Source organism: Klebsiella sp. CN_Kp104, assembly GCF_040064515.1.
Taxonomy (GTDB): Bacteria; Pseudomonadota; Gammaproteobacteria; order Enterobacterales; family Enterobacteriaceae; genus Klebsiella; species Klebsiella aerogenes.
Genome location: NZ_JBEAII010000003.1, coordinates 221,688 through 245,331, shown reverse-complemented (window position 1 = coordinate 245,331; position 23,644 = coordinate 221,688). Strand labels below are relative to the sequence as shown.

Sequence of the window (23,644 nt, the reverse complement as noted above, 5' to 3'; positions counted from 1 at the left end):
CTACGGTTTGGCATTTGGTTGGTAGCCCCGGTAAGCGTCAGCGCCACCGGGGAGGATCCCCGGATAGCGGCTAACACCTTATCCGGGCTACGGTTTGGCATTTGGTTGGTAGCCCCGGTAAGCGTCAGCGCCACCGGGGAGGGGCTATCGGCGTTCGCCGCAGCTAAGCTCAAAGCTTTCGCTAGCCCAGTTTGCAGGATATAGCCCGCGTTGGACATCTCGATGAAAGGTTGAAAATGGCCAATCTATAACCTGCGTAACCCAGCCATGTTTTAATGGATTGATATATATGTAATCAACATGGCGGCGATAATCTTCTTCATCACGTATGGCATGCTCCCAGAAGCGAGGTTGCCAGATATGTTGTCGTTTTAATGTTCTGCTAAAGCAGCCTTTGATATCGCGCCAGCGTGAAGAAAAATCGTCATCATTATTGGGAAGTGTCCAGATACAGTGGAGATGTTCAGGCAATACCACCCAGGCATTAATGATAAAAGGGCGACGTTGTTTTACAACGGAGATGGAGTAGCGAAATAATGCAATTCTTTCAGTCAGAAGCCTGCTTCTACGGTCTTTCAAATTAACGGTAAAGAACCAGGTTCCCCCCTTGATGTAATAACGTCGATAAGCAACCACAGCTTCTCCTGGTAGGCAGCGTTTATAATGTGATTTAAGACGTTAAAGGAGAAGAGAAGGTTCGCCAAGGAGCCATCACGGAAGATGGAAAACGGCACGCAAAATCTGATTCCCGGATAGCGGCTAACGCCTTATCCGGGCTACGATTTGGCATTCGGTTGGTAGCCCCGGTAAGCGTCAGCGCCACCGGGGAGAGGGAGGGTTTAACGCAGGATTTTTTTCTCGGCCAGATCGAGGGCGAAATAGCTGAAGATCAGGTCCGCGCCCGCGCGTTTAATTGCGCCAAGGCTTTCCAGCACCACTTTCTCTTCGTCGATTGCGCCAGCCTGCGCGGCAAATTTGATCATCGCGTACTCGCCGCTGACCTGATAAGCGCCGAGCGGCAGGTCGGTGCGCTCGCGGATATCACGCAGGATATCCAGATAGGCGCCAGCCGGTTTCACCATCAGGCAGTCCGCGCCCTGGGCTTCATCGAGCAGCGACTCGCGAATTGCTTCGCGACGGTTCATCGGGCTCATCTGGTAGGTCTTACGATCGCCTTTCAGCGCGGTACCGGCGGCTTCACGGAACGGGCCGTAGAACGATGACGCGAATTTGGTCGAGTAAGACATAATCGCGGTATTGGTAAAGCCCGCAGCATCCAGCGAACGGCGGATCGCCTGCACCTGACCGTCCATCGCGGCGGATGGCGCGATGAAATCAGCGCCGGCGGCCGCGGCGACCACCGCTTGCTTACCGAGGTTTTCCAGGGTCGCATCGTTATCGACGCCGTGCTCGCACAGCACGCCGCAGTGGCCGTGCGAGGTGTATTCGCAGAAGCAGGTATCGGACATGACGATCATTTCCGGCACCGCCTGTTTGGCGATACGGGTCATCCGCGCCACCAGACCGTTTTCGTTCCAGGTATCGCTACCGGTCGCGTCGGTATGATGGGAGATGCCAAAAGTCATCACTGAACGGATACCGGCGTTGGCGATGCGCTCAATTTCGCGCGCCAGATGTTTTTCCGGAATACGCATGACGCCAGGCATCGCTTCGATGGCTTTGTAATCGTCAATTTCTTCTTCAACAAAGATCGGCAACACCAGGTCGTTCAAACTCAGTGTTGTCTCTTCAAACATGGCGCGCAGCGAGGCGGATTGACGCAGGCGGCGTGGGCGAGTGATTAAATCTGTCATGGTTTGCCTGATTTTGTGAAATGAAAGAAGGTAGTGTACCGCAAACGACAGCGGGATGTTTCGCCAAAACGATCCTTAACAATCAGTGGCAAAACATCCCGCAACGATTACTGGCTGGCGGTTTCCATATTCGGCTGCACGCCGCTTAAGGCGCTGACGAGATCGTTGACGCCGTCGCTCATGGCGCTGAAACGGGTTAACGCGGAACGGGTCACCACCACGAAGACCCCGACGTTTGCCTGGGGGTTCATCGCCATATAGGTAATAAATCCGCCGCCGCCGCCGGTTTTCTGAATAATGCCCGGATGGCCGTTTTTCGGCTTCATGTACACCCAGCCCAGACCCAGCGCATCGGCTTTACCCGGTACATCCATGCCGATCACTCTGGTGAGCTGGGTACGTTGATAAATCAGCGTCTGCATGCGATCGGCCTGCTGGCCGCGGGTATAGAAATCTGAAGAGAGGAACTGCTGCATCCAGCGCATCATATCGCCCGGCGTCGAATACACGCCACCGCTGCCGATGGCCGCGAGGGTGTTATTACACGGGCTGGCGCCTTTCTCCGCCACCATCAGGCGCTGACACTGGTCCGGCGATGGGGTGAAGGTGGTGTCCTTCATACCGAGCGGACGGGTGATTTGTTCTTCAAACAGCTGCGGGTAGGGCTTACCGGCGGCGGTCGATAGCGCATCGGCCAGCAGGTCGAAGGCCAGGTTGGAATAGGCCGCCTGCGAACCCGGCGTGGTTTTAAGCGTAGCCGTCGACAGCCAGTTCCAGCGCTGCTGGCGGGTCGGCCAGACGAAAACCGGGCGATGCGCCGCGCCGCCGGGCTGCTCGCGCGGCAAGGCGCTGGTGTGGGTCGCGAGGTTGACCAGCGTAATCGGTACGCCCTGGTAGGTTGGCACCCGTGCGCCAGGCGGCGCGTATTTGCTCAACGGATCGTCAAGCTTAACCACGCCCTGATCGAGGAGTTTCACCAGCATTTCACTGGTCATCAGCTTACTCAGAGAGGCGATACGGATAACGGAATCCAATTGTGGATGCTGATTGTTACCGGGGCGCGTTTCGCCGAAGCTGCGGAATACGCGCTGATTGCCGTCGATAACCACCATCGCCATGCCGGTGGCGCCGCTGCCGTAATAAATATGTTCGGCGAAGCGGTCGACCACATCAGAAGTAAATACCGGATCAACGCTCGGCTGAACCGCCTGGGCTGAGGTCCACGACGCCGCGCACAGCGCAGCAAAAATGAGCAAACTACGTTTCAACGGAGGCATCCATCGTTTATTAGGGGAATATACACTGTATTTATACTACGAAGTCGCAGCGAACAAAGTGGGAATAACGACAATATTCACAGAAAAGCGTAACGGTGCGTAAAAATGACTTTTTTCCGCTTTCAGATATCTGCTTTTCCGCCTGACGCGTATGATTAAGCTCTTATTCATCTTATAAAAGAGAGTGGTGATGGCATCTCAACGGGTTCTGATGGTAGTGGATATGCAAAACGGCGTATTCGAGACGCCGCGTGTCGATCGCGAACGCTGCGTGGCGCAAATCAATCGCCTGATTCACGCCGCCGATAGCGTTATTTTCATTCAGCACGCTGAAGCGGGTGGGCTGGAAGAGGGAAGCGAGGGGTTTGCGCTGCTGCCTGAACTGGCGCAACCCGCCGGGGCGCGCTACGTCACCAAAACGGCCTGCGATGCGTTTTATAAAACCGAACTTGAACAGGTGCTGCGCGAGGTCGGAACTCACGCTTTTGTTATCTGCGGCTGCGCGACCGATTATTGCGTCGATACCACCATCAAAAACGGCGCCAGCCGCGGCTACGCCATCACCATCGCCGAAGATGCCCATACCACCGCCAACCGCGCCGCCGCCGAGGCCAAAACGCTGATCGCTCACTATAACGAGGTGTGGCGGACTTTCACCCTTCCCGATAATCCTTTACGCGTGAAACCCGTAGAAACAATTCTTGCCGAATGGCAGACGAACTAAGTCGCTGATATCCGGTCTCATCATGGGTCCGCTTTACTTCGCCGCCGCGCGTTGCGGCGGGCGTACGTGTGGTACACAGCAAAAACAGAACGATAAGAAGTTAGCAGGAGAGTACGATGTTTAAAGCTTTTTTCCCCAAACCGGGGCCGTTTTTTATTTCTGCCTTTATCTGGTCGCTGCTGGCGGTGATCTTTTGGCAGGCGGGCGGCGGCGACTGGCTGCTGCGAATAACCGGCGCATCGCAGGATGTCGCCATCAGCGCGGCGCGGTTCTGGTCGCTCAACTATCTGGTATTCTACGCGTATTACCTGTTCTGCGTCGGCGCCTTTGCGCTGTTCTGGTTTATCTATAGCCCGCATCGTTGGCAATACTGGTCGATTCTCGGCACCTCGTTGATTATTTTTGTCACCTGGTTTTTGGTGGAAGTTGGGGTGGCGATCAACGCCTGGTATGCGCCGTTCTATGATTTGATTCAGAGCGCGCTGGCCACGCCGCACAAGGTCAGCATCAGTCAGTTCTACCACGAGATTGGCATTTTTCTCGGCATCGCGCTGATTGCGGTGGTGATTGGCGTGCTGAATAACTTCTTCGTCAGCCACTATGTGTTCCGCTGGCGTACCGCGATGAACGAACACTATATGGAACACTGGCAGCATCTGCGCCATATTGAAGGTGCAGCTCAGCGTGTGCAGGAAGACACCATGCGCTTCGCCGCGACGCTTGAAGACATGGGCGTAAGCTTTATTAATGCGGTCATGACCCTGATCGCCTTCCTGCCGGTGCTGGTTTCGCTGTCGGCGCATGTGCCGGACCTGCCGATCGTTGGTCATTTACCGTATGGACTGGTGATCGCCGCTATCGTGTGGTCGCTGATGGGAACCGGGCTGCTGGCGGTGGTCGGGATCAAGCTGCCGGGCCTGCAATTTAAAAACCAGCGGGTAGAAGCCGCCTATCGTAAAGAGCTGGTGTATGGTGAGGATGACGCCAACCGCGCCACGCCGCCGACCGTGCGCGAGCTGTTCAACGCGGTGCGCCACAACTACTTCCGTCTCTATTTCCACTATATGTATTTCAATATCGCCCGTATTCTTTACCTGCAGGTGGATAACGTTTTCGGCTTGTTCCTGCTGTTTCCGTCGATTGTCGCCGGTACGATTACGCTCGGCCTGATGACCCAGATCACCAACGTGTTCGGCCAGGTTCGCGGCTCGTTCCAGTATCTGATAAGTTCGTGGACCACGCTGGTGGAACTGATGTCCATCTATAAACGTCTGCGCAGCTTTGAGCGCGAACTGGATAACAAAGGGCTGCAGGAAGTCTCTTCAACCGTTAATTAATAAATGCAAGGAAGGTTTATGGCGCAGGTTTCTCGCGGTGTTTCACTCTCTTTTACGCTGCTGGCCGGGTTGGTGCTGAGCGCCTGTACCAGCCAGCAGGCGCCTAAGTTGAAAGAAGGCGAGAAGCCGGTGGATGTTGCCGCCGTGGTGCGGCAAAAAATGCCCGCCAGCGTCAAAGACCGCGAGGCCTGGGCGCAGGCGATTGCCAAAACCTTTGACAGCCAGAAGCTGGCGCCGACGGAAGAAAACGTCTGTTCGGTGCTGGCGGTCGCGCAGCAGGAATCAAACTATCAGGCCGATCCGGCGGTGCCGGGCCTGAATAAAATCGCCTGGCAGGAAATTGACCGCCGGGCGGAAAAAATGCATATCCCGGTATTTCTGGTGCATACCGCGCTGAAAATCACCTCGCCAAACGGTAAAAGCTACAGCGATCGCCTGGATAACGTCAAAACGGAAAAACAGCTGAGCGCGATTTTTGATGACTTCATTGGCATGGTGCCGATGGGCCAGAAGCTGTTCGGCTCTCTCAACCCGGTGCATACCGGCGGGCCAATGCAGGTAAGCATCGCCTTTGCCCAGCAGCACACCGATGGTTATCCGTGGAAAATGGACGGCACCGTGCGCCAGGAGGTTTTCAGTCTACGTGGCGGGTTGTGGTTCGGCACCTATCATCTGCTCAACTACCCGGCTAACTACAGCGTGCCGCTGTACCGCTTTGCTGATTTCAATGCCGGTTGGTATGCCAGCCGTAATGCCGCCTTCCAGAATGCGGTGGTTAAAGCCACCGGCGTTAAGCTGGCGCTGGATGGCGATCTTATTCGCTATGACAGCGATGAACCCGGAACGACTGAGCTGGCGGTGCGCCGTTTAGCCGGGCAGTTGGGGATGAGCGATAGCGATATCCATCGTCAACTGAAGAAGGGTGACAGCCTGGCGTTTGAAGAGAGCGATTTGTATAAGAAAATATTCAAAATCGCCGAGAAAAAGGCCGGGAAAACACTTCCGCGCGAGATGTTGCCAGGGATCCAACTGGAAAGCCCGAAAATCACCCGCAATCTCACCACCGCGTGGTTTGCTAAGCGGGTCGACGATCGCCGCGCCAGCTGTATGGCGCGTCGTTAACGGTTATGGTACCAGCGCAGGATAAGCCCCAGCGCGCCGACCAGCAGGCTACCAAACAGGAACGGAATTAAACCGAACAGGGTACCGACGCCGAGCCCAATTTCAATACGCGGGCGGTTGGTATCCTGAATCTGAATGAGATGTTCGAATACACCAGGCGCGTGTACCAGCATGCTCAACATTTGCGCGCCGGCCCAGATGCACAGCAGAACAAAAAGCGCGTAGGCAATGTTACCGCTGGTGACCGATACCTTCTTTTTGTTGCTCCCCATCAGCGTCTTTGAAAACGTAAATTCAGCCATATAAACCTCCGCAACACCTGTTCCGCTGGTTTTCCCCCAGCTCTATAGACAGGAATTCTGGCAGCGGCGGGCGTTTCCCTGTATCAGATTGCTGGTAATTTCTGCCAGGAATAATCCTGTTTTGACAAAACTGTCGGCGGGCCCGCATTGCACAAAAGGGAGAGCGGCTTCGCATTGTGCGAACAATCTTGTTGGCGCGGCGGGCGGCTATGCGATGATGTTTTTTTTCTGCAGGAGTCGTTATGAAGCTGACCGACAAAATCCGCCGTGACTGGCACTACTACGCGTTCGCGCTGGGGTTAATTTTTATTTTGAATGGCGTGGTGGGGCTGCTGGGGTTTGACGCGCAGGGGTGGCAATCTTATGCCGTCGGTCTGGCGACGTGGGTCGTGAGCTTTTGGCTGGCGGGATTTGTTATTCGCCGCCGTCCGGCAGAAGAGGCGTAATATCCCCGGCAAGACGTGGTAGTTATTATTATCGGTTTGCGATCGTTTCGACCTGGAAAAACGGTTGTTCTGTGCTGTTTCCAGGCACATTGCGCTCCCGATAATTCTTCTGCGTTATGTCTCTCATGGCGCAGGGAGCGCACAGAGGGCGGCCAGTCGCCGCCGCCATCCGGCGCGAAAGTGGCTTTTTACCCGCGGTTATTGCCCGGCGGCGCTACGCTTGCGCGGGCCTACAGATCACATGCCGGCGTAGATACTGTTATCGGTTTGCAACTTTTTAAGGTTTTTTCCCGGACGCGGCGCGTTGCGCCTTCTCCGGGCTACCAAATCGCAAAGCGCTGTAGCCCCGGTAAGCGGCAGCGCCACCGGGGGTTGAGAGCACCAGTAGTGTCAGCCAGCGTGGTGAAGAAATTAACAGCAGGCCGCACGGACCGTAGGTCGGATAAGGCGTTAGCCGCCATCCGACAAAATAACGGCACCGCGGTAGCCCGGGTAAGGCGGTATGTCGCTACCCGGGAAAGAGGCTTAGTTCATTGAGGTTTTCAGCGCGCGGTCGGCGGCGTGGCGTTCCAGCGCCAGCTCGATCAGGCGGCTTATCAGGCTGGTGTAATCCAGGCCGCTGGCCTGCCACAGCTTCGGATACATGCTGATGTTGGTAAAGCCAGGCAGCGTGTTGATTTCGTTGATCACCACCTCGTTATCTTCCGTCAGGAAGACGTCCACGCGGGCCATTCCGCTGCAGCCGAGCGTTTGGTAAGCGCGGACGGCGATATCGCGGATTTTGTCGTTGATCTCCGGGGCGATGGCTGCCGGAACCACCACCTGCGCGCCTTTATCATCAATGTACTTGGTATCGTAGGCATAGAATTCGCTATTGAGAACGATCTCCCCGCAGGTGCTGGCCTGAGGATAATCATTGCCCAGCACCGCGCACTCGATTTCACGGCCCTTAATCCCTTGTTCAACTACCACTTTATGGTCGAATTCAAAGGCTAACGCGACGGCCTGCAGGTACTCTTCTTCGCTCTTCACTTTGCTGACGCCGACGGAAGAACCCTGGTTTGCGGGCTTCACGAACAGCGGTAACCCCAGCTTCGCTTTGACATCGGCAAAGCTGAACTGCTGGCGGTTGGCGCGAGTCAGGGTGATGAACGGCGCAATCGACAGACCGGCATCGCGTAGCAGGCGTTTAGTAACGTCTTTATCCATGCAGGCGGCGGAGCCCAGCACATCGGATCCGACGAACGGCAAATTCGCCATCCGCAGCATCCCCTGCAGCGAACCATCTTCGCCAAGGGTGCCGTGAACAATCGGGAAGATAACGTCGATGGCCGCCAGCGGCTGGCCGCTATCGGCGTTGATCAACTGATGGGCATCGCGACCGGGAATTTGCGCCAGCGTCACGTCCGATGGGCGCAGCGCGATATGGGCGGGATCCTGCGGGTTCAGCAGATAGTTGCTGGCATCGTTGATATGCCAAAGCCCCTGTTTATCGATTCCCATCAGCACAACATCAAAGCGCGTTTTATCAATTGCTTCGACGATATTTTTGGCTGACTGCAGCGACACTTCATGTTCTGCCGACTTACCGCCAAAAACGATCCCAACCCTCATTTTAGCCATTTCAACTTCCATCCTGATTACATCAAAACACATAACATAGCATGTGTTTTAGCGAGATGGCTGCCTGAATCTTTACCCTATGCTGCAGAGGGTTAAATGCTGCGCATTCGTCGCTATCCGCCGATGTGCCTCAGCACATCGCACTGACGAAAATGCGGTTATCTTCGATTATGTTTGTCTACTCCGCGGTCAGGGCGATAAAACACCAAACTCGCGGCATGCGCATCTCTGGTGCTACGTGCGGAGACGGAAATTGCTAAGCTAGGTAATAATTAACGAAACACTAATGAATACGCGTAGTTATGGAATCCTGGAAGGTTAATCTCATTTCTGTCTGGTTCGGCTGTTTTTTCACCGGACTCGCCATCAGTCAAATTCTGCCCTTCTTACCGCTGTATGTCTCTCAGTTGGGCGTTACCTCACATGAAGCGCTGTCGATGTGGTCGGGCTTGACCTTTAGCGTCACCTTCCTGGTGTCGGCGATTGTCTCGCCGATGTGGGGGAGCCTGGCAGACCGCAAAGGGCGCAAACTGATGCTGCTGCGCGCCTCCCTTGGCATGGCGATAGCGATTTTGCTACAGGCTTTTGCGACCAACGTTTGGCAGCTTTTTATTTTGCGTGCGGTAATGGGGCTAACCTCAGGCTATATACCCAACGCCATGGCGCTGGTGGCCTCGCAGGTGCCGCGTGAACGCAGCGGTTGGGCGCTAAGTACGCTCTCGACGGCGCAGATAAGCGGTGTGATCGGTGGCCCGCTGCTTGGCGGTTTTCTTGCCGACCACGTCGGCCTGCGGGCGGTATTTTTCATTACCGCGATTTTACTGACGGTCAGCTTCCTCGTGACCTTGTTTCTGATTAAAGAGGGCGCCCGGCCGCAAATGAGCAAAGCTGAACGCCTGAGCGGTAAAGCGGTCTTTGCTTCATTGACCCATCCGGGGCTGGTGATTAGCCTGTTTTTCACCACCCTGGTTATCCAGTTGTGTAACGGCTCTATCGGGCCGATTCTGGCGTTATTTATCAAGTCGATGGCGCCGGATAGTAACAACATCGCGTTTCTTGCGGGGATGATTGCCGCCGTACCGGGGATTTCGGCGTTGATTTCCGCGCCTCGGCTGGGGAAACTCGGCGATCGCATCGGGACGTCACGTATTCTGCTTGCGACGTTATGTTGCGCAGTGGTGATGTTCTTTGCGATGTCGTTCGTGACTTCGCCGCTGCAGCTCGGGGTATTGCGCTTCCTGCTGGGCTTTGCCGACGGCGCGATGTTACCGGCGGTCCAGACGCTGCTCTTGAAATACTGCAGCGATAACGTCACCGGGCGTATTTTCGGTTATAACCAGTCATTTATGTATCTGGGTAATGTCGCCGGGCCGCTCATTGGCGCTTCGGTCTCGGCAATGGCGGGGTTCCGCTGGGTGTTTATTGCCACTGCGTTGATTGTCCTGATTAATATCTGGCAACTGGCGATTATGTTACGCCGTAGCCGCCGCGCGGCCGTTTAAATAAAAAATTGGGCGCTCATAAGGGCGCCTTATATTAATCGGCTGATATAGCTATTAACCATTACCTTTAGTTATCCTTAAATAGTGCGACGTATATTCCATTTTATTATTTACTATTAAATTTGGTTATAGAATTATCTTTTAGCTATTAATTATAGGAGCTTTCCCTTTGTTGTCCGGCGGTAATAAAAACGTTTCGCTAAATATTATTGCAGGAATAACCCTATTATTTGAAAATAATTCTGGTATCGATATGCCGATGTATGACATAACTAGGCCATTATGGATGTTGCTTAAGGATAATGCGTAATGAAAAATCTCATTGCTGAGCTGTTGGTCAATCTGGCGCAAAAAGAAGAAGAGGCAAAAGAGCTGACGGTACAGGTTGAGGCGCTGGAAATTGTCGTCACCGCGTTGCTGCGCCATATGGCTGAGGATGCGCAGCAACGTTTGATTCAGGATATCGAAACCGCCATGGAGCAGGTCAAGCCCGGGCCGCTGGTGGACGACCGTGACACCCAGCTTCTGCAGCAATATATAAAAAAGCTGCTCCGGCATCCTCGTAACTAATCATGTGACCAGTAAGGATGCTGTCATTTTTCTGTCACACCACTTTTATAAAGTCTCCCTCGTTTTGTTTTTTAAGTATTTTTTACATGGAGACGACAAAGTGAAATTATCTGCCCTCTTTATTGCCCTGTTACCGCTGCTGGCTCCCCCGGTTATTCATGCACAAACAACTTCTTCGCCGGTGCTGGAAAATCGCGCGGCGCAGGGCGATATCACGACCCCTGGCGGGGCGCGCCGTTTAACGGGCGATCAGACCGAAGCGCTGCGCGCTTCGTTAATCAATAAGCCGGCGAAAAATATTATTTTGCTCATTGGCGATGGCATGGGTGATTCAGAAATTACCGCCGCACGAAATTATGCCGAAGGCGCCGGCGGTTTCTTTAAAGGTATTGATGCCCTGCCGCTGACGGGCCAATACACCCATTATTCTCTGGATAAAAAAACCGGCAAGCCGGATTACGTGACGGATTCCGCCGCGTCGGCAACCGCGTGGACCACCGGCGTGAAAAGCTATAACGGCGCGCTGGGCGTTGATATCCACGAAAAAGATCATCAGACCATCCTTGAGCTGGCGAAAGCCGCGGGTCTTGCCACCGGCAATGTCTCGACGGCTGAACTGCAGGATGCGACGCCGGCGGCGCAGGTGGCGCATGTGACCTCGCGTAAATGCTATGGCCCTGGCGTGACCAGCGAAAAATGCGCCAGCAACGCGCTGGAAAAAGGCGGCAAGGGCTCTATCACCGAACAACTGCTGAATGCCCGTCCGGATGTCTCTTTAGGCGGCGGGGCGAAGACCTTTGCTGAAACGGCGACCGCAGGGGAGTGGCAGGGGAAAACCCTGCATGAGCAGGCGGTCGCTCGCGGCTATCAGATTGTGACCGACGCCGCTTCACTCGCCGCTATCAGCGAAGCAAATCAGGGTAAACCGCTGCTCGGTCTGTTCTCCGACGGCAATATGCCGGTGCGGTGGGAAGGCCCGAAAGCCTCTTATCACGGCAATATCGACAAACCGCCGGTAACCTGTACGCCAAACCCGAAACGCGATGCTTCCGTACCGACGCTGGCGCAGATGACCGAAAAAGCGATTGATCTCCTGAGCCGCAACGAGAAAGGTTTCTTCCTGCAGGTTGAGGGGGCGTCTATCGATAAACAGGACCACGCGGCAAACCCTTGCGGCCAGATTGGCGAAACCGTCGACCTCGATGAAGCGGTACAGAAAGCGCTGGAATTTGCCAAAAAAGAGGGTAATACCCTGGTGATCGTCACCGCCGATCACGCCCACTCCAGCCAGATTATCCCGGCAGACACGAAAGCGCCGGGCCTGACCCAGGCGCTGACGACCAAAGATGGCGCGGTAATGGTGATGAGCTATGGCAACTCTGAAGAAGAGTCGATGGAACACACCGGCACCCAACTGCGTATTGCCGCCTATGGCCCGCATGCGGGCAACGTGGTGGGTCTTACCGACCAGACCGATCTGTTTTACACCATGAAAGACGCGCTGGGCCTGAAATAACCCGCGGCCGGTAATGAATTTACGTTACCGGCTGGTTTTTTTGCTGATAGCGACCAGACTTACAGAGATCCACTAACAGAGGGATGGTGTGATGAAAATAACATTTCTGGTAACCCTACTTTTTGGTTTGGTCTTTGTTGCCGCGGTGAGTGCCGCAGATAAAACGTTAACGCCTCAGCAGCAGAAAATGAGCGCATGTAATACTGAAGCGGCGTCAAAGTCGCTGAAGGGTGATGAACGTAAAACCTTTATGAGCAATTGCCTGAAGAAAGATGCGCCAGCGGCCGGCAAGACGCTGACGCCTCAACAGCAGAAGATGAGCGCTTGTAGCAAAGAAGCGGCGTCGAAATCGTTGAAGGGTGACGATCGTAATAAGTTTATGAGTACCTGCCTGAAGAAATAAGATGACGGGTGGGGCGGCGCCTCACCCGTAGTCTCTTTCAGGCTTATCAGGAACGGCTCAGTTGCTCTGATTTTTCCATACACTTCGCCATCGCTTCGATAACGGCGGAACGGAAACCTTTTTCTTCCAGTACGCGAACCGCTTCAATGGTGGTGCCGCCTGGCGAGCAGACCATATCTTTCAGCGCGCCCGGATGTTCGCCGCTTTCCAGCACCATCTTCGCTGACCCCATGACCGCCTGCGCGGCGAATTTGTAGGCCTGCGCGCGCGGCATACCGCCGAGAACGGCGGCATCGGCCATGGCTTCGATAAACATAAAGACGTAAGCCGGCGCGGAACCGCTGACGCCAACCACCGGATGAATCATCGGCTCGGCGATGGTTTCCGCCTGGCCGAAGCAACGGAAAATGGTTAACACCTCGGCGATCTCTTCCGCGCTGACCAGCGCGTTTGGCGTCACGGAGGTCATCCCAGCGTTCACCAGCGACGGGGTGTTCGGCATGGCGCGAATAATTTTGCGATCGTGGCCCAACGCGCGCGCCAGCTGATCCAGCGTGACGCCTGCGGCTATCGAGACCACCAGCGAATCTTTGTTCAGACTGGAAGCGATATCGCTTAACACCTTGGTCATGATCCCCGGCTTCACCGCGCCGAAGACGATATCGGCGACCTGAGCGACTTCCTGCGCGCTTTCCGCCGCATTAATACCGTACTGGTCATGCAGGGCGGCAACTTTGTCCGGCGATGGGGTATAGACCCAAATTTGCGCCGGTTGCACTTGTCCGCTGGCGATCAGGCCGCCGAGAATGGCTTTACCCATGTTGCCGCAGCCGATAAAGCCAATTTTCTTATCCATTACCTTTCCCCTCTGCATTTTTCGTTACGATCTCACTAGCTTATCATCCTGGCGCTTTTCTGGGGGAGAAAAGCAGGCGACAATGTCGCAACCTTTGCCGACGACAGGAGCCGAAATGGCGATTTGGGTAGATGCGGACGCGTGTCCGAATGTCATTAAAGAAATTTTGTTCCGCGCCGCCGAACGCACGCAGACGCCGCTGACGCTGGTCGCCAACCAGTCGCTGCGGGTTCCGCCGTCGCGTTACGTCCGCGCGCTACGGGTGGCGCAGGGTTTTGATGTTGCCGATAACGAGATTGTCCGTCTCTGTGAACCGGGCGATTTGGTGATCACCGCTGACATCCCGCTGGCGGCGGAAGTGCTTGCGAAAGGAGGTGCGGCGTTGAATCCGCGCGGCGAGCGCTACAGTGAGGAGACTATTCGCGAGCGCCTTACGATGCGTGATTTTATGGAGACGATGCGGGCCAGCGGCGTACAGACCGGCGGCCCGGATAGTTTATCGCAGCGCGATCGGCAGTTATTCGCCGCCGAGCTGGAGAAGTGGCTGCTTGCGGTTAAACGCCAGCAGGATTAAACCCAGCTGTCATCATCGCTACCGAAATCATCGTCATTGCCGAAGCCGGCGTCGAAATCGGAGTCGAAGGTATTATTGTCCGCCAGGAAAGGGTCGTCCTGCTGGCGGAACGGATCCTCGGCGGCGTTATTATCCAGCGCCGGGCTGACATCTTGTTGCTGCTGCGGCTGCTGTTCATCGATGATGTTCACAATCTCCTGCGGATGTGAACCACTGAACATATTGGTCAGCATATTGCCCAGCACCACGCCGCCTGCCACCCCGGCCGCGGTTTGTAGTGCGCCCGCCATAAAGCCGCCGCCGCTGCGGCCTGCCGCCTGCGGGGCATAGTTTTGCTGTGGCGCATACTGCGGTTGAGCGTTATTCGTCTGCGGGCGGCCATATTGCTCGGCTCCTGGAATCGGATCGGCGCCGCGGGACTGGCCGCCACCGAACAGGCCCGACAGGAAACCGCCGCTGCTCGGTTTTGCCGCCTGCAGCTGGCTAACCTGCGCCTCCAGCGCCTGAATGCGGTCGTTAAGCTGTTTGATAGCCGCTTCCTGAATCAGGATAGTTTGCGCCATATAATATGGGGCCGCCGGCTGTTGGGTTACGTGCTGGGCAATCCGCTCCTCGGCGCTGGCGTCGCGCGATGCGCTGTGCGTCTCGGCCTCTTTTAAACGGGAAAACAGGCCATCAATAAGGCGTTGTTCTTCAGATTGCATGATACATTCCTCTGTCACACGGGTCATTTACCGTCAGAGTGCGACGGTCTGCCGGTGTTGTAAATATGTTGCAGCGTAAAGCTGTGCAGAAATGTGTTACCGTTTACGGCAAACGATGGATAAAAAATAATCCTTCGCCTTTAAGTAAAGCTGGCATAACACTAAATGCAATGATAAGTTTACATGCGGAATCCATTCAAACTCTGTGGTAAATAGGGTTTCCTAAAAAATGTAACGATTATTTTACGGTTATCGTGGCAGACATTTGCAGGTATCATGGCGTACTTTTCGCCTTTATTTCTCCGCGACACGCGGAACCAGGGGGTCTTCGGTAATGACACAACCAATTTTTCTCATCGGGCCGCGAGGCTGCGGTAAAACGACGATCGGCCATGCCCTGGCGCGCGCGCTGCATTTCCAGTTTTCCGATACCGATCATCGTTTACAGGCCCATGAGAAACGCACGGTAGCGGAAATCGTGCAACAAGAGGGCTGGGAGCGCTTTCGTGAACTGGAGACGCTGTCGCTGAAAGCCGTTACGTTGCCGGATACGGTGATTGCGACCGGCGGAGGGATTATTCTTGCTGAACGCAATCGTCTGTATATGCGTGAAAACGGCATTGTGATTTATCTGCAGGCTTCTGTTAACGCCTTGATTGAGCGGCTGGAAGCTTATCCGCAGGCGGAACAACGCCCAACGCTGACCGGTAAGCCTGTCCGTGAGGAAGTCGGCGAAGTGCTGGCGCAACGGGAAGCCCTGTACCGCGAAACCGCCCATCATACCGTAGACGCCACCGCGACGCCGGATGCGGTGGTTGAACAGATTATGACCATGCTGTGCGATGTGACGGTAAGTTAGGATTTTACCTGGGTCAGGGAAGAAAGCGGGGCCTATACTTAATTGTTCTGACAGCCGAAAAAGGAAGAACAATGCCAAACAGACCTCCTTATCCGAGACAAGCCCGCGTTGTCGCCGTTGAAAAAGGCGCCGCGGGTCAGACGGTCACCTGGTATCAGCTGCGTGCGGATTACCCGACACCCGATTCGCTGATCAGCGAGCATCCCTCCGAGCAGGAAGCATTAGACGCCAAACGGCGTTACGAAGATCCCGAGAAAACCTAATCCCCCGGCCCGGTTTGCGTCATGAAGATGGCAATACCGGGCCCAGTTCACATTTTTAATTCATCAATGGTACTAATGAATACCTAACACACGGATTTTTCAGGAGCGACTCTGAAGCTTCTGGAATCTTTACATTCCGCAGCGGCGCTGAGCTGCTACGCTTCTCGACGGTTGATTTTTACTCACCAGGGGGGCGGATGTCGTGTGTGAGAAGCCTGTGTTGAAGCAGTGGTAGTGAAAAGGTACATGATATGAGTGCAACGATGGCAATTTTGACCATTGGCGTGGCGCCGGTGGCGGAAGTTTTGCCGCTGTTAACCGAACATATCAGGGAAGAGCAGATCACCCATATTAGCCTGTTAGGTAAAATGACGCGTGAAGACGTTATGGAAGATTATGCCGTGGAATCCGGCGACCAGGGGCTGCTGACCTTACTCAATGACAACCAACTGGTGGAAGTCTCCCGCCAAAAGGTGGAGCGCGATCTGCGCTGCGTTATCGAGATGCTGGATCGGCAGGAATATGATGTCATTCTTCTTCTCAGTTCCGAACAGTTGAGCGGCCTTGCGACGCACAACGCTATCCTTCTTGAGCCTGAACGGATTATTCCGCCGCTGGTGGCCTCGATCGTCGATGGCCATCAGGTGGGAGTGATTGTACCCGTTGAAGAAGTCCTGCCCCTGCAGCGGCAAAAGTGGCTCACTTTAGAAAATACGCCTTACTATGCGCTGGCGAACCCGATGGGCGGCAGCGACAGCGATCTGCTGGATGCAGGAAGAGGTTTAGTCGAACAGGGAGCGGATGTACTGGTGCTCGACTGTCTTGGCTATCATCAGCATCACCGCGACGTATTACAAAAAGCGCTGGATGTCCCGGTATTATTGTCAAATGTGCTGGTTTCGCGACTGGCGGCAGAACTATTAGTTTAACCCGACGTTATCGATTAATTTTGCGTGACAGGGGCAAGGAGCGCCCCCTATATTGAAGCTTCAACCAACGATGATAAGGTCTTGTTTATGCTTCAAAGCAATGAGTATTTTTCAGGGAAAGTGAAATCTATCGGCTTCACCAGCAGCAGTACCGGCCGCGCCAGCGTTGGGGTGATGGCAGAGGGTGAATACGCCTTTGGCACCGCCCAGCCGGAAGAGATGACCGTGGTCAGCGGTGCGCTGAACGTACTGTTGCCGGGTGAAACTGAATGGAAAGTTTACGCGGCAGGCGAAGTGTTTAACGTGCCGGGTAATAGCGAATTCCACCTGCAGGTGGCGGAACCGACTTCCTACCTGTGCCGTTATCTGTAATTTAAGCGCCTTCCTGCCGCGTCCACTTTCCGGGCCCGGCAGGAAGGTAGCGCGTTAGCGCTGGGCTTCGCCGCCCAGTCCTTCAACCAGGCTTTGAATCAATGCCGCCAGTTCGCCGGTCATCAAGATAAAGTCGGCGTCAAAACGCTGCGCAAAATCTTCGCGGTCAATATCTTCATTCTGGTCACGTAATTCGTCGCAGAACTTCAGACGTTTAATCGATGCGTCGTCGCAGATCACAAACTGGATACGCTGCTGCCAGTCGAGCGCCAGTTTGGTGACCACTTTACCCGCTTCGATATGTACGGCGATCTCATCGCTCACCAGATCCTGTTTCTTCGCGCGGATCACGCCGCCATCTTCCAGCATCGCTTTCAATTCGGCTTCGTCAAGCAGCTGGAAGCCCTGAGCCACGCTACCGGAGCGCACCCATTCGGTCAGCGTCAGCTCGATCGGATTTTCCAGCGTCAGCGGCACTACAGGCAGCGAGCCCAGCGTTTTACGCAGCAGCGCCAGCGTATCTTCCGCTTTCTTCGCGCTAGCGCAGTCCACCATAATCAGGCCGTTGACGGTATCGATCCACATCATCGTCTGGCTGAAGCGGCTAAAGGCGCGCGGCAGCAGCGAGTGTAGAACTTCATCTTTCAGCGAATCTTTTTCCGTTTTCTTCAGCTTGCGGCCCTGATCGGCTTCGAGCTTGAGGATCTTTGCTTCCAGCGCCTGTTTGATCACCGGCGACGGCAGGATCTTTTCTTCTTTACGGGCGCAGATAACGATCTGGCCGTTTGCCGTATGCGTCAGCGCGTCGCTGTGCGATCCCATCGGCGATACCCAACCGGTTTTCGCCATATCCTGGCTGCCACAAGGGGTAAATGTCAGCTCGGCCAGCTGTTTTTCCATCTCTTCAGCGCGCAATTCGATATCGCGGCTCAGACGGTAAACCATTAAATTTTTGAACCACAGCATGATAATTTCCACGGCTTTGTCGTTAAATCAGGCGGGCATGATAGCGAATTGTCGCTATGCTTGCATTGTTAATCGGGGTGAGGAGCAGACTGTGCGTATTGGTATTGATTTAGGTGGAACAAAAACAGAAGTCATCGCCCTGAGTGAGCAGGGCCAGCAGTTATTTCGCCACCGCTTGCCAACCCCGCGGGAGGATTATCGCCAGACCATCGAGACGATTGCCTCGCTGGTGGAGATGGCCGAGCAGGCGACCGGGCAGCGCGGCACCGTCGGTATGGGCATCCCCGGCTCGATTTCGCCGTATAGCGGGGTGGTGAAAAACGCCAACTCGACCTGGCTGAACGGACAACCCTTCGATAAAGATCTCAGCCTGCGCCTCAATCGTGAGGTCCGGCTTGCCAACGACGCCAACTGCCTGGCGGTTTCGGAGGCGGTCGATGGCGCGGCCGCGGGTGCGCAAACCGTGTTTGCGGTAATTATCGGTACCGGCTGCGGCGCGGGGGTGGCGTTGAACGGGCGCGCGCATATCGGCGGCAATGGTACAGCCGGCGAATGGGGGCACAACCCGCTGCCGTGGATGGATGAAGATGAGCTGCGCTATCGTCAGCAAGTGCCTTGTTACTGCGGCAAGCAGGGGTGTATTGAAACCTTTATTTCCGGCACCGGCTTCGCCACCGACTATCAGCGGCTGAGCGGAAACCCGTTAACCGGCAGCGAGATTATGCGCCTGGTGGGTGAAGGTGACGAAAAGGCCGAACTGGCGCTGAGCCGCTACGAGCAGCGGCTGGCGAAATCGCTGGCGCATGTGGTGAATATCCTCGACCCGGATGTCATTGTGTTAGGCGGCGGGATGAGCAATGTCGAACGCCTGTATCAAACGGTACCGGGGCTGGTGAAGCAGTGGGTGTTCGGTGGAGAATGCGAGACGCCGATTCGCCAGGCGATGCACGGCGATTCCAGCGGCGTACGCGGCGCGGCATGGCTGTGGCCGCTGTGATCTCATTCCCTCTCCCCTGTGGGGAGAGGGAAGACTTCACTCCACCGCAAACGCTTTATCCAACCGGCTGTATCCCAGACCGTTTATCTTCTTCACTTTAATCTGCACCGGGATGCGCTCTTTCATCGCCTCGACGTGGCTAATCACGCCAATCACTTTGCCGCTGGCGTTAAGCGCGTCGAGCGCATCCAGCGCGGTATCCAGCGTTTCGCTATCGAGGGTGCCGAATCCTTCATCAAGGAATAGCGAATCAATCCGCGTTTTATGGCTCACCAGGTCAGATAGCGCCAGCGCCAGCGCGAGGCTCACAAGGAAGCTTTCGCCGCCGGAAAGCGTGCGGGTATCGCGCACCGCGTCGGCCTGCCAGGTGTCCACCACTTCCAGCTCCAGCGCCTCGCTGGCTTTACGTTGCAACAAATAGCGGCCATGCAGGCGGTTGAGCTGCTGGTTAGCCAGCCACACCAGATTATCCAGCGTCAGCCCCTGGGCGAATTTACGGAACTTATCGCCTTCTTTTGAACCGATGAGCGCATTCAGCCAGGCCCAGTCTTCGACCTGCTGCGCGGCTTGTTCCATCTGCTGACGTAATGATTGCTGGCGCTGTTGGTTATCGCTGTTTTGCTTCAACTGCTGGCGGATCTCACCCTGACGGGCGCTGTTTTCCCGCAACTGGCGTGCCAGTTGCTCCAGCCTATTCTCTAGCTGCTCCAGCGGCTGGTTAATATCAATATCGGCGGGCGGCTGTTGCTGATGGCGTTCAAGCGACGTCTGCGCCCGCAGGGCCAGCGTTTGGTTCTGCTGAACTTCTTTTTCCAGCGTCTGCTTGAGTTGTTCCAGCCGCTGGCGGGTTGCCTCGTCAAGCAAAGCGGCAAGAAAGGCCGCTTGGTCGGCAAACGGGCTGGCGGCCAGCGCGGCAGTAAACTGCTTTTCGCTTTCCTTCACCTGTGCCTGCTGCTGGCTTTCTTGCTGGCCCAGCGTTTGCCACTGGCTCTGTAGCGCCAGGCAATCATCATGCACCTGCCGCCAGCCCTCCAGCGGCGCGGGATCCGCGGCTTCCGTTGACTCAGGCAGGGTTTCCAGCAGCGGCGTTAGCTGCTGGCGCTGTTCCTGCAGCGCGGCGGCTTCATTTTGTTTCGCCTGCCAGCCGCGGGTTTCGGCTTCACGCTGGGCCAGCCAGTCGTTAGCCTCCGCGGCAGGCGGCAGCGCCAGGGTATAAACGTCCAGCTCCGCCTGCAGCGCGCGACGGCGCTGTTCGAGATCCTGCTGTAACTGCTGCAGCTGCAGCTGGCTCTCCTGCTGTTGCGCCTGCCAGGCCAGCCGTTGTTGATGCTGATACAGCTGCTGTTCATGCTGCTGTTGGCTATCCAGCCAGCCAGCAATATCATCCTGCGGCGTCAGCGTAATCGCTAATTCCGCGAGGGTGGCTTGCCATTGAGAGGTGAGCGCTTGCTCCTGCTGCAGAAGCGATGTTTTCTCGTCAGCGTCTTTTTGCTGTTGTTTAAGCAGCGCTTCAAGCTGGCCGCGCAGCTGCGCGCCTTCTTCCGCCAGCTGTCGCACGTCACGCTCCAGCGCGTCGCGGCGAGTTTGGTTGATGCCGGGTACCAGCGCCTGGTATTCCGCGACCGCCGGATGATGTTCAGAACCGCACAGTGGACAAGGCGCGCCCGGCTGCAGGCGGGCGCGCTCGGCTTCCAGCCCGGCGATACGCGCTTCCAGTTCGCAGATGGCTTTTACATCGCTGAGCTGTTGATTTTTTTCCTTCCACGCCTGACGACGCTGTTGTAGCGCGGCTTCAAGCTTCTCTTTTTCCTGCTGTGAGGCGTTTTCCGCGCTCTGTAGCTGCCGCAGACGCAGGAACAGCGGCTGCAGCTGGCGATGGAGGGTTGAGAGCTGCTGGCGCAGCGGGCGGGCGGCGGCATGCTGTGTCAGCTCGCGGCTGACCTGCTGCGCATCGAGGGTTAGCGCGGTGGCCGGCACTTCGCCGAGCTTACGGCTGGCATCCTGCAGGCGCTGTTGTAGCGTCAACTCTTGCTGAGCGTCGCGGTTAAGCTGCTGGAAGGTGGCTTTCCAGCCTGCCAGCGCCGTGCTCCACTGCTGGAATCGCTCGTGCGCTTTAAGCCACTCATTTAACGATTGCTGGCTGGATTCTAGTTGAGCCAGACGTTGTTGGGCAGCCAGGCGGATCCCGGCGCGACGGCGCAGGCTGTGCTGTAAGCGAGTATTTACTTCCTCAGCCTGACGGCGAGTTTGCGCCAGCGCGCTACTGTGTTCCTGCAGCCGCGACCATAATGGACGCAGTTGCTCTGCCGGCTGCGCGGTTTGTAGAGCCGCCAGCTGCGGCGCGGCGGCTTCCTGCGCCAGCAGCGCCTGCTGTAAAGCAGCCTGAGCCTGGGTGGCTTCCGCGTTTAGCTCCTGACGGCGGCGCAGCCACTGTAGGCCATTTTGCTGGCGGGTCTGTTCGGCAAGCTGCTGCTGTTCTTCAGCAGTAAGTACTTGCAAACTTTGCTGTAACGCCTGCTGCTGCTCATCATTTAACAGTACGACGCCGGAGGCCTGCGCCTGCAGCTTTTCCAGTTCAATGCGGGCGAGTTTATGTTTTTCAAAGACCTGCGCGGAAATTTGCCCGTAAATTTCAGTCCCGGTCAGCTCTTCCAGCAGTTCGGCGCGCTCTTTCGGTTTGGCATTGAGGAAAGCGGCAAATTGCCCCTGCGAAAGCAGCATTGAGCGGGTAAAGCGCCCATAGTCGAGGCCGGTAATTGATGCCGTCAGCTCCAGTTTGTCTTTGACCTTGTCGGCAAGAATTTTCCCGTCGTCGCAGCGCGCCAGCTCAACGCGCGGCGCCTGTAGATTGCCATCCGGCTGGTTGCGGGCGCGGTTCTGGCTCCAGAAGGCGCGATAGGCGGTGCCCCGGACCTCAAATTCAACTTCCGCCAGGCACTCGGCGGTGTCGCGGGTCATCAGATCGTTTTGCGATTGCGATACGCTGCTCAGGCGCGGCGTTTCGTGGTACAGCGCGAGACAGATAGCATCTAACAGGGTGGTTTTCCCGGCGCCGGTCGGCCCGGTAATCGCGAATAACCCATTGCTGGCGAACGGTTCAGCGGTAAAGTCGATTTTCCATTCGCCTTTCAGCGAGTTAAGGTTTTTCAGGCGTAGGCTCAGGATTCTCACAGGCGTTCCTCACCGTTCAGGCTATGCAGCGTTTCCGTAAACAGTTGCTCCAGCCGCTGTTGCTGTGGAGCATCAAGAGTTTCCAGCGCCAGGCGGCGGGCAAACACCTCTTCGACCTGTAGTTCGCTCAGCGTTTCTCGCTGAACGCCGGCCAGAATGCGTTCACGCTGGGCGCGACTGCGGCGCACCAGCAACACTTCCACCGGCAGCGATTCGGTCTGCTGCTGAATTTTTCTTTGGATATCGTGCAGGTACTCATCGCTGGTGATTTCGATATCCAGCCATACCGGCGGCTGCTGCGCGCTATCCTGCCACTGCTGAAGCTGTTCGGTGATGCTGGCGAAATCGCCTTTCAGTACCGCCAGAGGCTGGGTGATCGGCACCGTTAGCGGGGTGACTTCACTGAGCTTGCCCTCGCTGAATGAGACCAGATTAACGCTTTTGTTTTTTCCGGTTTCATCAAAACTCAGCGGCAGCGGCGAACCGCTGTAGCGAATATGCTCGCAGCCGCCAACCAGCTGGGCGCGATGAATATGGCCGAGTGCGATGTAATCGGCGGGCGGGAAGCGATTGGCCGGGAAGGCGTCGAGGGTGCCGATATAGATTTCACGGACCGCGTCGCTTTTGCTGGCGCCGACGGTGGTGAGGTGGCCGCTGGCAATAATCGGCAGTGCCCGTTCGCCGCGCAGATCGCAGGCCTGCTGATATTGCTGCTGATAGTAGTCGCTGATGGCGGTGAGCAACTGCTGCTGTTTTTCGCCGCTGGAGTGGCCAGCCTGGCTGACCACCAGTTCGCGCGGGCGCAAAAACGGCACCGGGCAGAAGACCGCGCCGGGCGCGCCGTCGCGCCGCGGCAAGATAAAGGGCGCGTGGCCGGCGTTGGCGACCACGGTGGTTTTCAGGAAGGCGAGAATTTCGCGCGACTCGTTTAACGTCGCCACCGAATCGTGGTTGCCCGCCAGCACCACCAACTGGCAGCCGGTTTGCTGCAGTTGAACGACAAAACGGTTATACAGTTCGCGGGCGTAGCTCGGCGGAGAGCCGGTATCAAAAATATCGCCAGCGACGATAATGGCATCCACCTCGTGTTCCTGCGCGCGCGCCAGCAGCCAGTCGAGAAAGGCGGCGTGTTCGTCCGCGCGGCTTTTGCTGTAGAAGTTCTGGCCGAGATGCCAGTCGGAGGTATGAAGGATGCGCATAAAAATTCCGTTGCGATAAAAGCCAGGCGGCCATTATAACGTCGATCCCGCCGCCCGTATTCCTTTTGCCATATTACGGCGAGACTGGATGCGTTAAGTGCGTGTCATCATTCAAAAT

General features: G+C 56.1%; 24 protein-coding genes. 14 read left to right on the top strand and 10 right to left on the bottom strand.

What is annotated here, in order from left to right; translation table 11 throughout:
• Positions 1-144: 144 nt before the first annotated feature.
• From ABLU80_RS07000 to ampH, 3 genes are all read right to left on the bottom strand, one after another.
• Positions 145-636 carry a transposase gene (locus ABLU80_RS07000; protein ID WP_348849848.1) on the bottom strand — a complete coding sequence of 164 codons (492 nt, stop codon included), beginning with the start codon at positions 634-636 and terminating at the stop codon, positions 145-147.
• A 203-nt stretch (positions 637-839) separates the two neighbouring features.
• The gene (hemB, locus tag ABLU80_RS06995) at positions 840-1,814 is read right to left on the bottom strand and encodes a porphobilinogen synthase (protein WP_015704537.1); all 975 of its coding nucleotides are present in this window, start codon (positions 1,812-1,814) and stop codon (positions 840-842) included.
• 107 nt (positions 1,815-1,921) lie between these two features.
• Positions 1,922-3,082 (bottom strand): D-alanyl-D-alanine-carboxypeptidase/endopeptidase AmpH, encoded by a 1,161-nt coding sequence (ampH, locus tag ABLU80_RS06990; protein WP_020079517.1) that lies wholly within the window; start codon positions 3,080-3,082, stop codon positions 1,922-1,924.
• A gap of 220 nt (positions 3,083-3,302) precedes the next feature.
• On the opposite strand from ampH, the gene ABLU80_RS06985 reads away from it, so the two are divergent.
• The 3 genes from ABLU80_RS06985 to ABLU80_RS06975 all read left to right on the top strand — a co-directional run bounded on the left by ABLU80_RS06985 (position 3,303) and on the right by ABLU80_RS06975 (position 6,274).
• Positions 3,303-3,815, top strand: a complete 513-nt coding sequence (locus tag ABLU80_RS06985) for an isochorismatase family protein (protein WP_213795701.1) — start codon at positions 3,303-3,305, stop codon at positions 3,813-3,815.
• 116 nt (positions 3,816-3,931) lie between these two features.
• On the top strand, positions 3,932-5,152 hold the full coding sequence (sbmA, locus tag ABLU80_RS06980; RefSeq protein WP_015368033.1) for a peptide antibiotic transporter SbmA: 1,221 nt from the start codon (positions 3,932-3,934) through the stop codon (positions 5,150-5,152).
• Positions 5,153-5,170: 18 nt separating this feature from the next.
• On the top strand, positions 5,171-6,274 hold the full coding sequence (locus tag ABLU80_RS06975; protein WP_045361757.1) for a DUF1615 domain-containing protein: 1,104 nt from the start codon (positions 5,171-5,173) through the stop codon (positions 6,272-6,274).
• Here the strand turns inward: ABLU80_RS06975 and ABLU80_RS06970 are convergent.
• Positions 6,271-6,576: a DUF2755 family protein gene (locus ABLU80_RS06970; RefSeq protein WP_015368031.1), complete on the bottom strand. Its 306-nt coding sequence runs from the start codon at positions 6,574-6,576 to the stop codon at positions 6,271-6,273. The two genes, ABLU80_RS06975 and ABLU80_RS06970, sit on opposite strands and share 4 nt — an antisense overlap.
• A 242-nt stretch (positions 6,577-6,818) precedes the next feature.
• Here ABLU80_RS06970 and ABLU80_RS06965 point away from each other — a divergent pair, with 242 nt between their 5' ends.
• On the top strand, positions 6,819-7,022 hold the full coding sequence (locus ABLU80_RS06965) for a DUF2754 family protein (RefSeq protein WP_015368030.1): 204 nt from the start codon (positions 6,819-6,821) through the stop codon (positions 7,020-7,022).
• Between the two features lie 525 nt (positions 7,023-7,547).
• Here ABLU80_RS06965 and ddlA read toward each other — a convergent pair.
• Positions 7,548-8,645 carry a D-alanine--D-alanine ligase gene (gene ddlA, locus ABLU80_RS06960; protein ID WP_047080988.1) on the bottom strand — a complete coding sequence of 366 codons (1,098 nt, stop codon included), beginning with the start codon at positions 8,643-8,645 and terminating at the stop codon, positions 7,548-7,550.
• Positions 8,646-8,947: 302 nt separating this feature from the next.
• Between ddlA and ABLU80_RS06955 the strand changes: the two genes are divergently transcribed.
• The 4 genes from ABLU80_RS06955 (at position 8,948) to ABLU80_RS06940 (ending at position 12,636) form a co-directional block, all read left to right on the top strand.
• Complete coding sequence (locus tag ABLU80_RS06955) at positions 8,948-10,147, top strand: multidrug efflux MFS transporter (RefSeq protein WP_020079514.1); 1,200 nt, start codon at positions 8,948-8,950, stop codon at positions 10,145-10,147.
• A gap of 309 nt (positions 10,148-10,456) precedes the next feature.
• On the top strand, positions 10,457-10,717 hold the full coding sequence (gene iraP, locus ABLU80_RS06950) for an anti-adapter protein IraP (protein WP_015368026.1): 261 nt from the start codon (positions 10,457-10,459) through the stop codon (positions 10,715-10,717).
• Positions 10,718-10,817: 100 nt separating this feature from the next.
• Positions 10,818-12,233 carry an alkaline phosphatase gene (phoA, locus tag ABLU80_RS06945; RefSeq protein WP_020079513.1) on the top strand — a complete coding sequence of 472 codons (1,416 nt, stop codon included), beginning with the start codon at positions 10,818-10,820 and terminating at the stop codon, positions 12,231-12,233.
• Positions 12,234-12,324: 91 nt separating this feature from the next.
• A complete protein-coding gene (locus ABLU80_RS06940) occupies positions 12,325-12,636 on the top strand; it encodes a PsiF family protein (protein WP_015368024.1) in 312 nt (103 codons plus the stop codon).
• Positions 12,637-12,682: 46 nt separating this feature from the next.
• Here the strand turns inward: ABLU80_RS06940 and proC are convergent, their stop codons facing one another.
• Positions 12,683-13,492: a pyrroline-5-carboxylate reductase gene (gene proC / locus ABLU80_RS06935; RefSeq protein WP_015368023.1), complete on the bottom strand. Its 810-nt coding sequence runs from the start codon at positions 13,490-13,492 to the stop codon at positions 12,683-12,685.
• A gap of 115 nt (positions 13,493-13,607) precedes the next feature.
• Between proC and ABLU80_RS06930 the strand changes: the two genes are divergently transcribed.
• Entirely contained in the window at positions 13,608-14,066 is a 459-nt protein-coding gene (locus ABLU80_RS06930) for a YaiI/YqxD family protein (protein WP_032707528.1), read from the top strand.
• On the opposite strand, the gene ABLU80_RS06925 is transcribed toward ABLU80_RS06930, so the two are convergent.
• The gene (locus tag ABLU80_RS06925) at positions 14,063-14,770 is read right to left on the bottom strand and encodes a DUF2076 domain-containing protein (protein ID WP_015704545.1); all 708 of its coding nucleotides are present in this window, start codon (positions 14,768-14,770) and stop codon (positions 14,063-14,065) included. The genes ABLU80_RS06930 and ABLU80_RS06925 overlap by 4 nt on opposite strands.
• A 334-nt stretch (positions 14,771-15,104) precedes the next feature.
• On the opposite strand from ABLU80_RS06925, the gene aroL reads away from it, so the two are divergent.
• The 4 genes from aroL (at position 15,105) to ppnP (ending at position 17,193) form a co-directional block, all read left to right on the top strand.
• A complete protein-coding gene (gene aroL, locus ABLU80_RS06920) occupies positions 15,105-15,629 on the top strand; it encodes a shikimate kinase AroL (RefSeq protein WP_015704546.1) in 525 nt (174 codons plus the stop codon).
• A 71-nt stretch (positions 15,630-15,700) separates the two neighbouring features.
• The gene (locus ABLU80_RS06915) at positions 15,701-15,892 is read left to right on the top strand and encodes a YaiA family protein (protein ID WP_015368019.1); all 192 of its coding nucleotides are present in this window, start codon (positions 15,701-15,703) and stop codon (positions 15,890-15,892) included.
• Between the two features lie 251 nt (positions 15,893-16,143).
• Positions 16,144-16,821, top strand: coding sequence for an AroM family protein (locus tag ABLU80_RS06910; RefSeq protein WP_015704547.1), 678 nt, complete (start codon positions 16,144-16,146; stop codon positions 16,819-16,821).
• Between the two features lie 87 nt (positions 16,822-16,908).
• A complete protein-coding gene (gene ppnP, locus ABLU80_RS06905; protein ID WP_015368017.1) occupies positions 16,909-17,193 on the top strand; it encodes a pyrimidine/purine nucleoside phosphorylase in 285 nt (94 codons plus the stop codon).
• A 54-nt stretch (positions 17,194-17,247) separates the two neighbouring features.
• Here ppnP and rdgC read toward each other — a convergent pair whose 3' ends face one another.
• Entirely contained in the window at positions 17,248-18,159 is a 912-nt protein-coding gene (gene rdgC, locus ABLU80_RS06900) for a recombination-associated protein RdgC (RefSeq protein ID WP_015368016.1), read from the bottom strand.
• Positions 18,160-18,250: 91 nt separating this feature from the next.
• Here rdgC and mak point away from each other — a divergent pair, with 91 nt between their 5' ends.
• Positions 18,251-19,156 (top strand): fructokinase, encoded by a 906-nt coding sequence (gene mak, locus ABLU80_RS06895; RefSeq protein ID WP_020079509.1) that lies wholly within the window; start codon positions 18,251-18,253, stop codon positions 19,154-19,156.
• Positions 19,157-19,192: 36 nt separating this feature from the next.
• Here the strand turns inward: mak and sbcC are convergent, their stop codons facing one another.
• The gene (gene sbcC, locus ABLU80_RS06890; RefSeq protein ID WP_348849847.1) at positions 19,193-22,327 is read right to left on the bottom strand and encodes an exonuclease subunit SbcC; all 3,135 of its coding nucleotides are present in this window, start codon (positions 22,325-22,327) and stop codon (positions 19,193-19,195) included.
• On the bottom strand, positions 22,324-23,526 hold the full coding sequence (gene sbcD, locus ABLU80_RS06885) for an exonuclease subunit SbcD (protein ID WP_015704550.1): 1,203 nt from the start codon (positions 23,524-23,526) through the stop codon (positions 22,324-22,326). The genes sbcC and sbcD overlap by 4 nt, the downstream gene beginning before the upstream one ends.
• Between the last annotated feature and the right edge of the window lie 118 nt (positions 23,527-23,644).

Excerpts from the sequence above, each read along its gene's own strand:
- hemB (WP_015704537.1), bottom strand. The coding sequence starts at position 1,814 with ATGACAGATTTAATCACTCGCCCACGCCGCCTGCGTCAATCCGCCTCG.
- ABLU80_RS06985 (WP_213795701.1), top strand. The coding sequence starts at position 3,303 with ATGGTAGTGGATATGCAAAACGGCGTATTCGAGACGCCGCGTGTCGAT.
- sbmA (WP_015368033.1), top strand. The coding sequence starts at position 3,932 with ATGTTTAAAGCTTTTTTCCCCAAACCGGGGCCGTTTTTTATTTCTGCC.
- ABLU80_RS06975 (WP_045361757.1), top strand. The coding sequence starts at position 5,171 with ATGGCGCAGGTTTCTCGCGGTGTTTCACTCTCTTTTACGCTGCTGGCC.
- ABLU80_RS06970 (WP_015368031.1), bottom strand. The coding sequence starts at position 6,576 with ATGGCTGAATTTACGTTTTCAAAGACGCTGATGGGGAGCAACAAAAAG.
- ABLU80_RS06965 (WP_015368030.1), top strand. The coding sequence starts at position 6,819 with ATGAAGCTGACCGACAAAATCCGCCGTGACTGGCACTACTACGCGTTC.
- ddlA (WP_047080988.1), bottom strand. The coding sequence starts at position 8,645 with ATGGCTAAAATGAGGGTTGGGATCGTTTTTGGCGGTAAGTCGGCAGAA.
- ABLU80_RS06955 (WP_020079514.1), top strand. The coding sequence starts at position 8,948 with ATGGAATCCTGGAAGGTTAATCTCATTTCTGTCTGGTTCGGCTGTTTT.
- iraP (WP_015368026.1), top strand. The coding sequence starts at position 10,457 with ATGAAAAATCTCATTGCTGAGCTGTTGGTCAATCTGGCGCAAAAAGAA.
- ABLU80_RS06940 (WP_015368024.1), top strand. The coding sequence starts at position 12,325 with ATGAAAATAACATTTCTGGTAACCCTACTTTTTGGTTTGGTCTTTGTT.
- proC (WP_015368023.1), bottom strand. The coding sequence starts at position 13,492 with ATGGATAAGAAAATTGGCTTTATCGGCTGCGGCAACATGGGTAAAGCC.
- ABLU80_RS06930 (WP_032707528.1), top strand. The coding sequence starts at position 13,608 with ATGGCGATTTGGGTAGATGCGGACGCGTGTCCGAATGTCATTAAAGAA.
- ABLU80_RS06925 (WP_015704545.1), bottom strand. The coding sequence starts at position 14,770 with ATGCAATCTGAAGAACAACGCCTTATTGATGGCCTGTTTTCCCGTTTA.
- aroL (WP_015704546.1), top strand. The coding sequence starts at position 15,105 with ATGACACAACCAATTTTTCTCATCGGGCCGCGAGGCTGCGGTAAAACG.
- ABLU80_RS06915 (WP_015368019.1), top strand. The coding sequence starts at position 15,701 with ATGCCAAACAGACCTCCTTATCCGAGACAAGCCCGCGTTGTCGCCGTT.
- ABLU80_RS06910 (WP_015704547.1), top strand. The coding sequence starts at position 16,144 with ATGAGTGCAACGATGGCAATTTTGACCATTGGCGTGGCGCCGGTGGCG.
- ppnP (WP_015368017.1), top strand. The coding sequence starts at position 16,909 with ATGCTTCAAAGCAATGAGTATTTTTCAGGGAAAGTGAAATCTATCGGC.
- rdgC (WP_015368016.1), bottom strand. The coding sequence starts at position 18,159 with ATGCTGTGGTTCAAAAATTTAATGGTTTACCGTCTGAGCCGCGATATC.
- sbcD (WP_015704550.1), bottom strand. The coding sequence starts at position 23,526 with ATGCGCATCCTTCATACCTCCGACTGGCATCTCGGCCAGAACTTCTAC.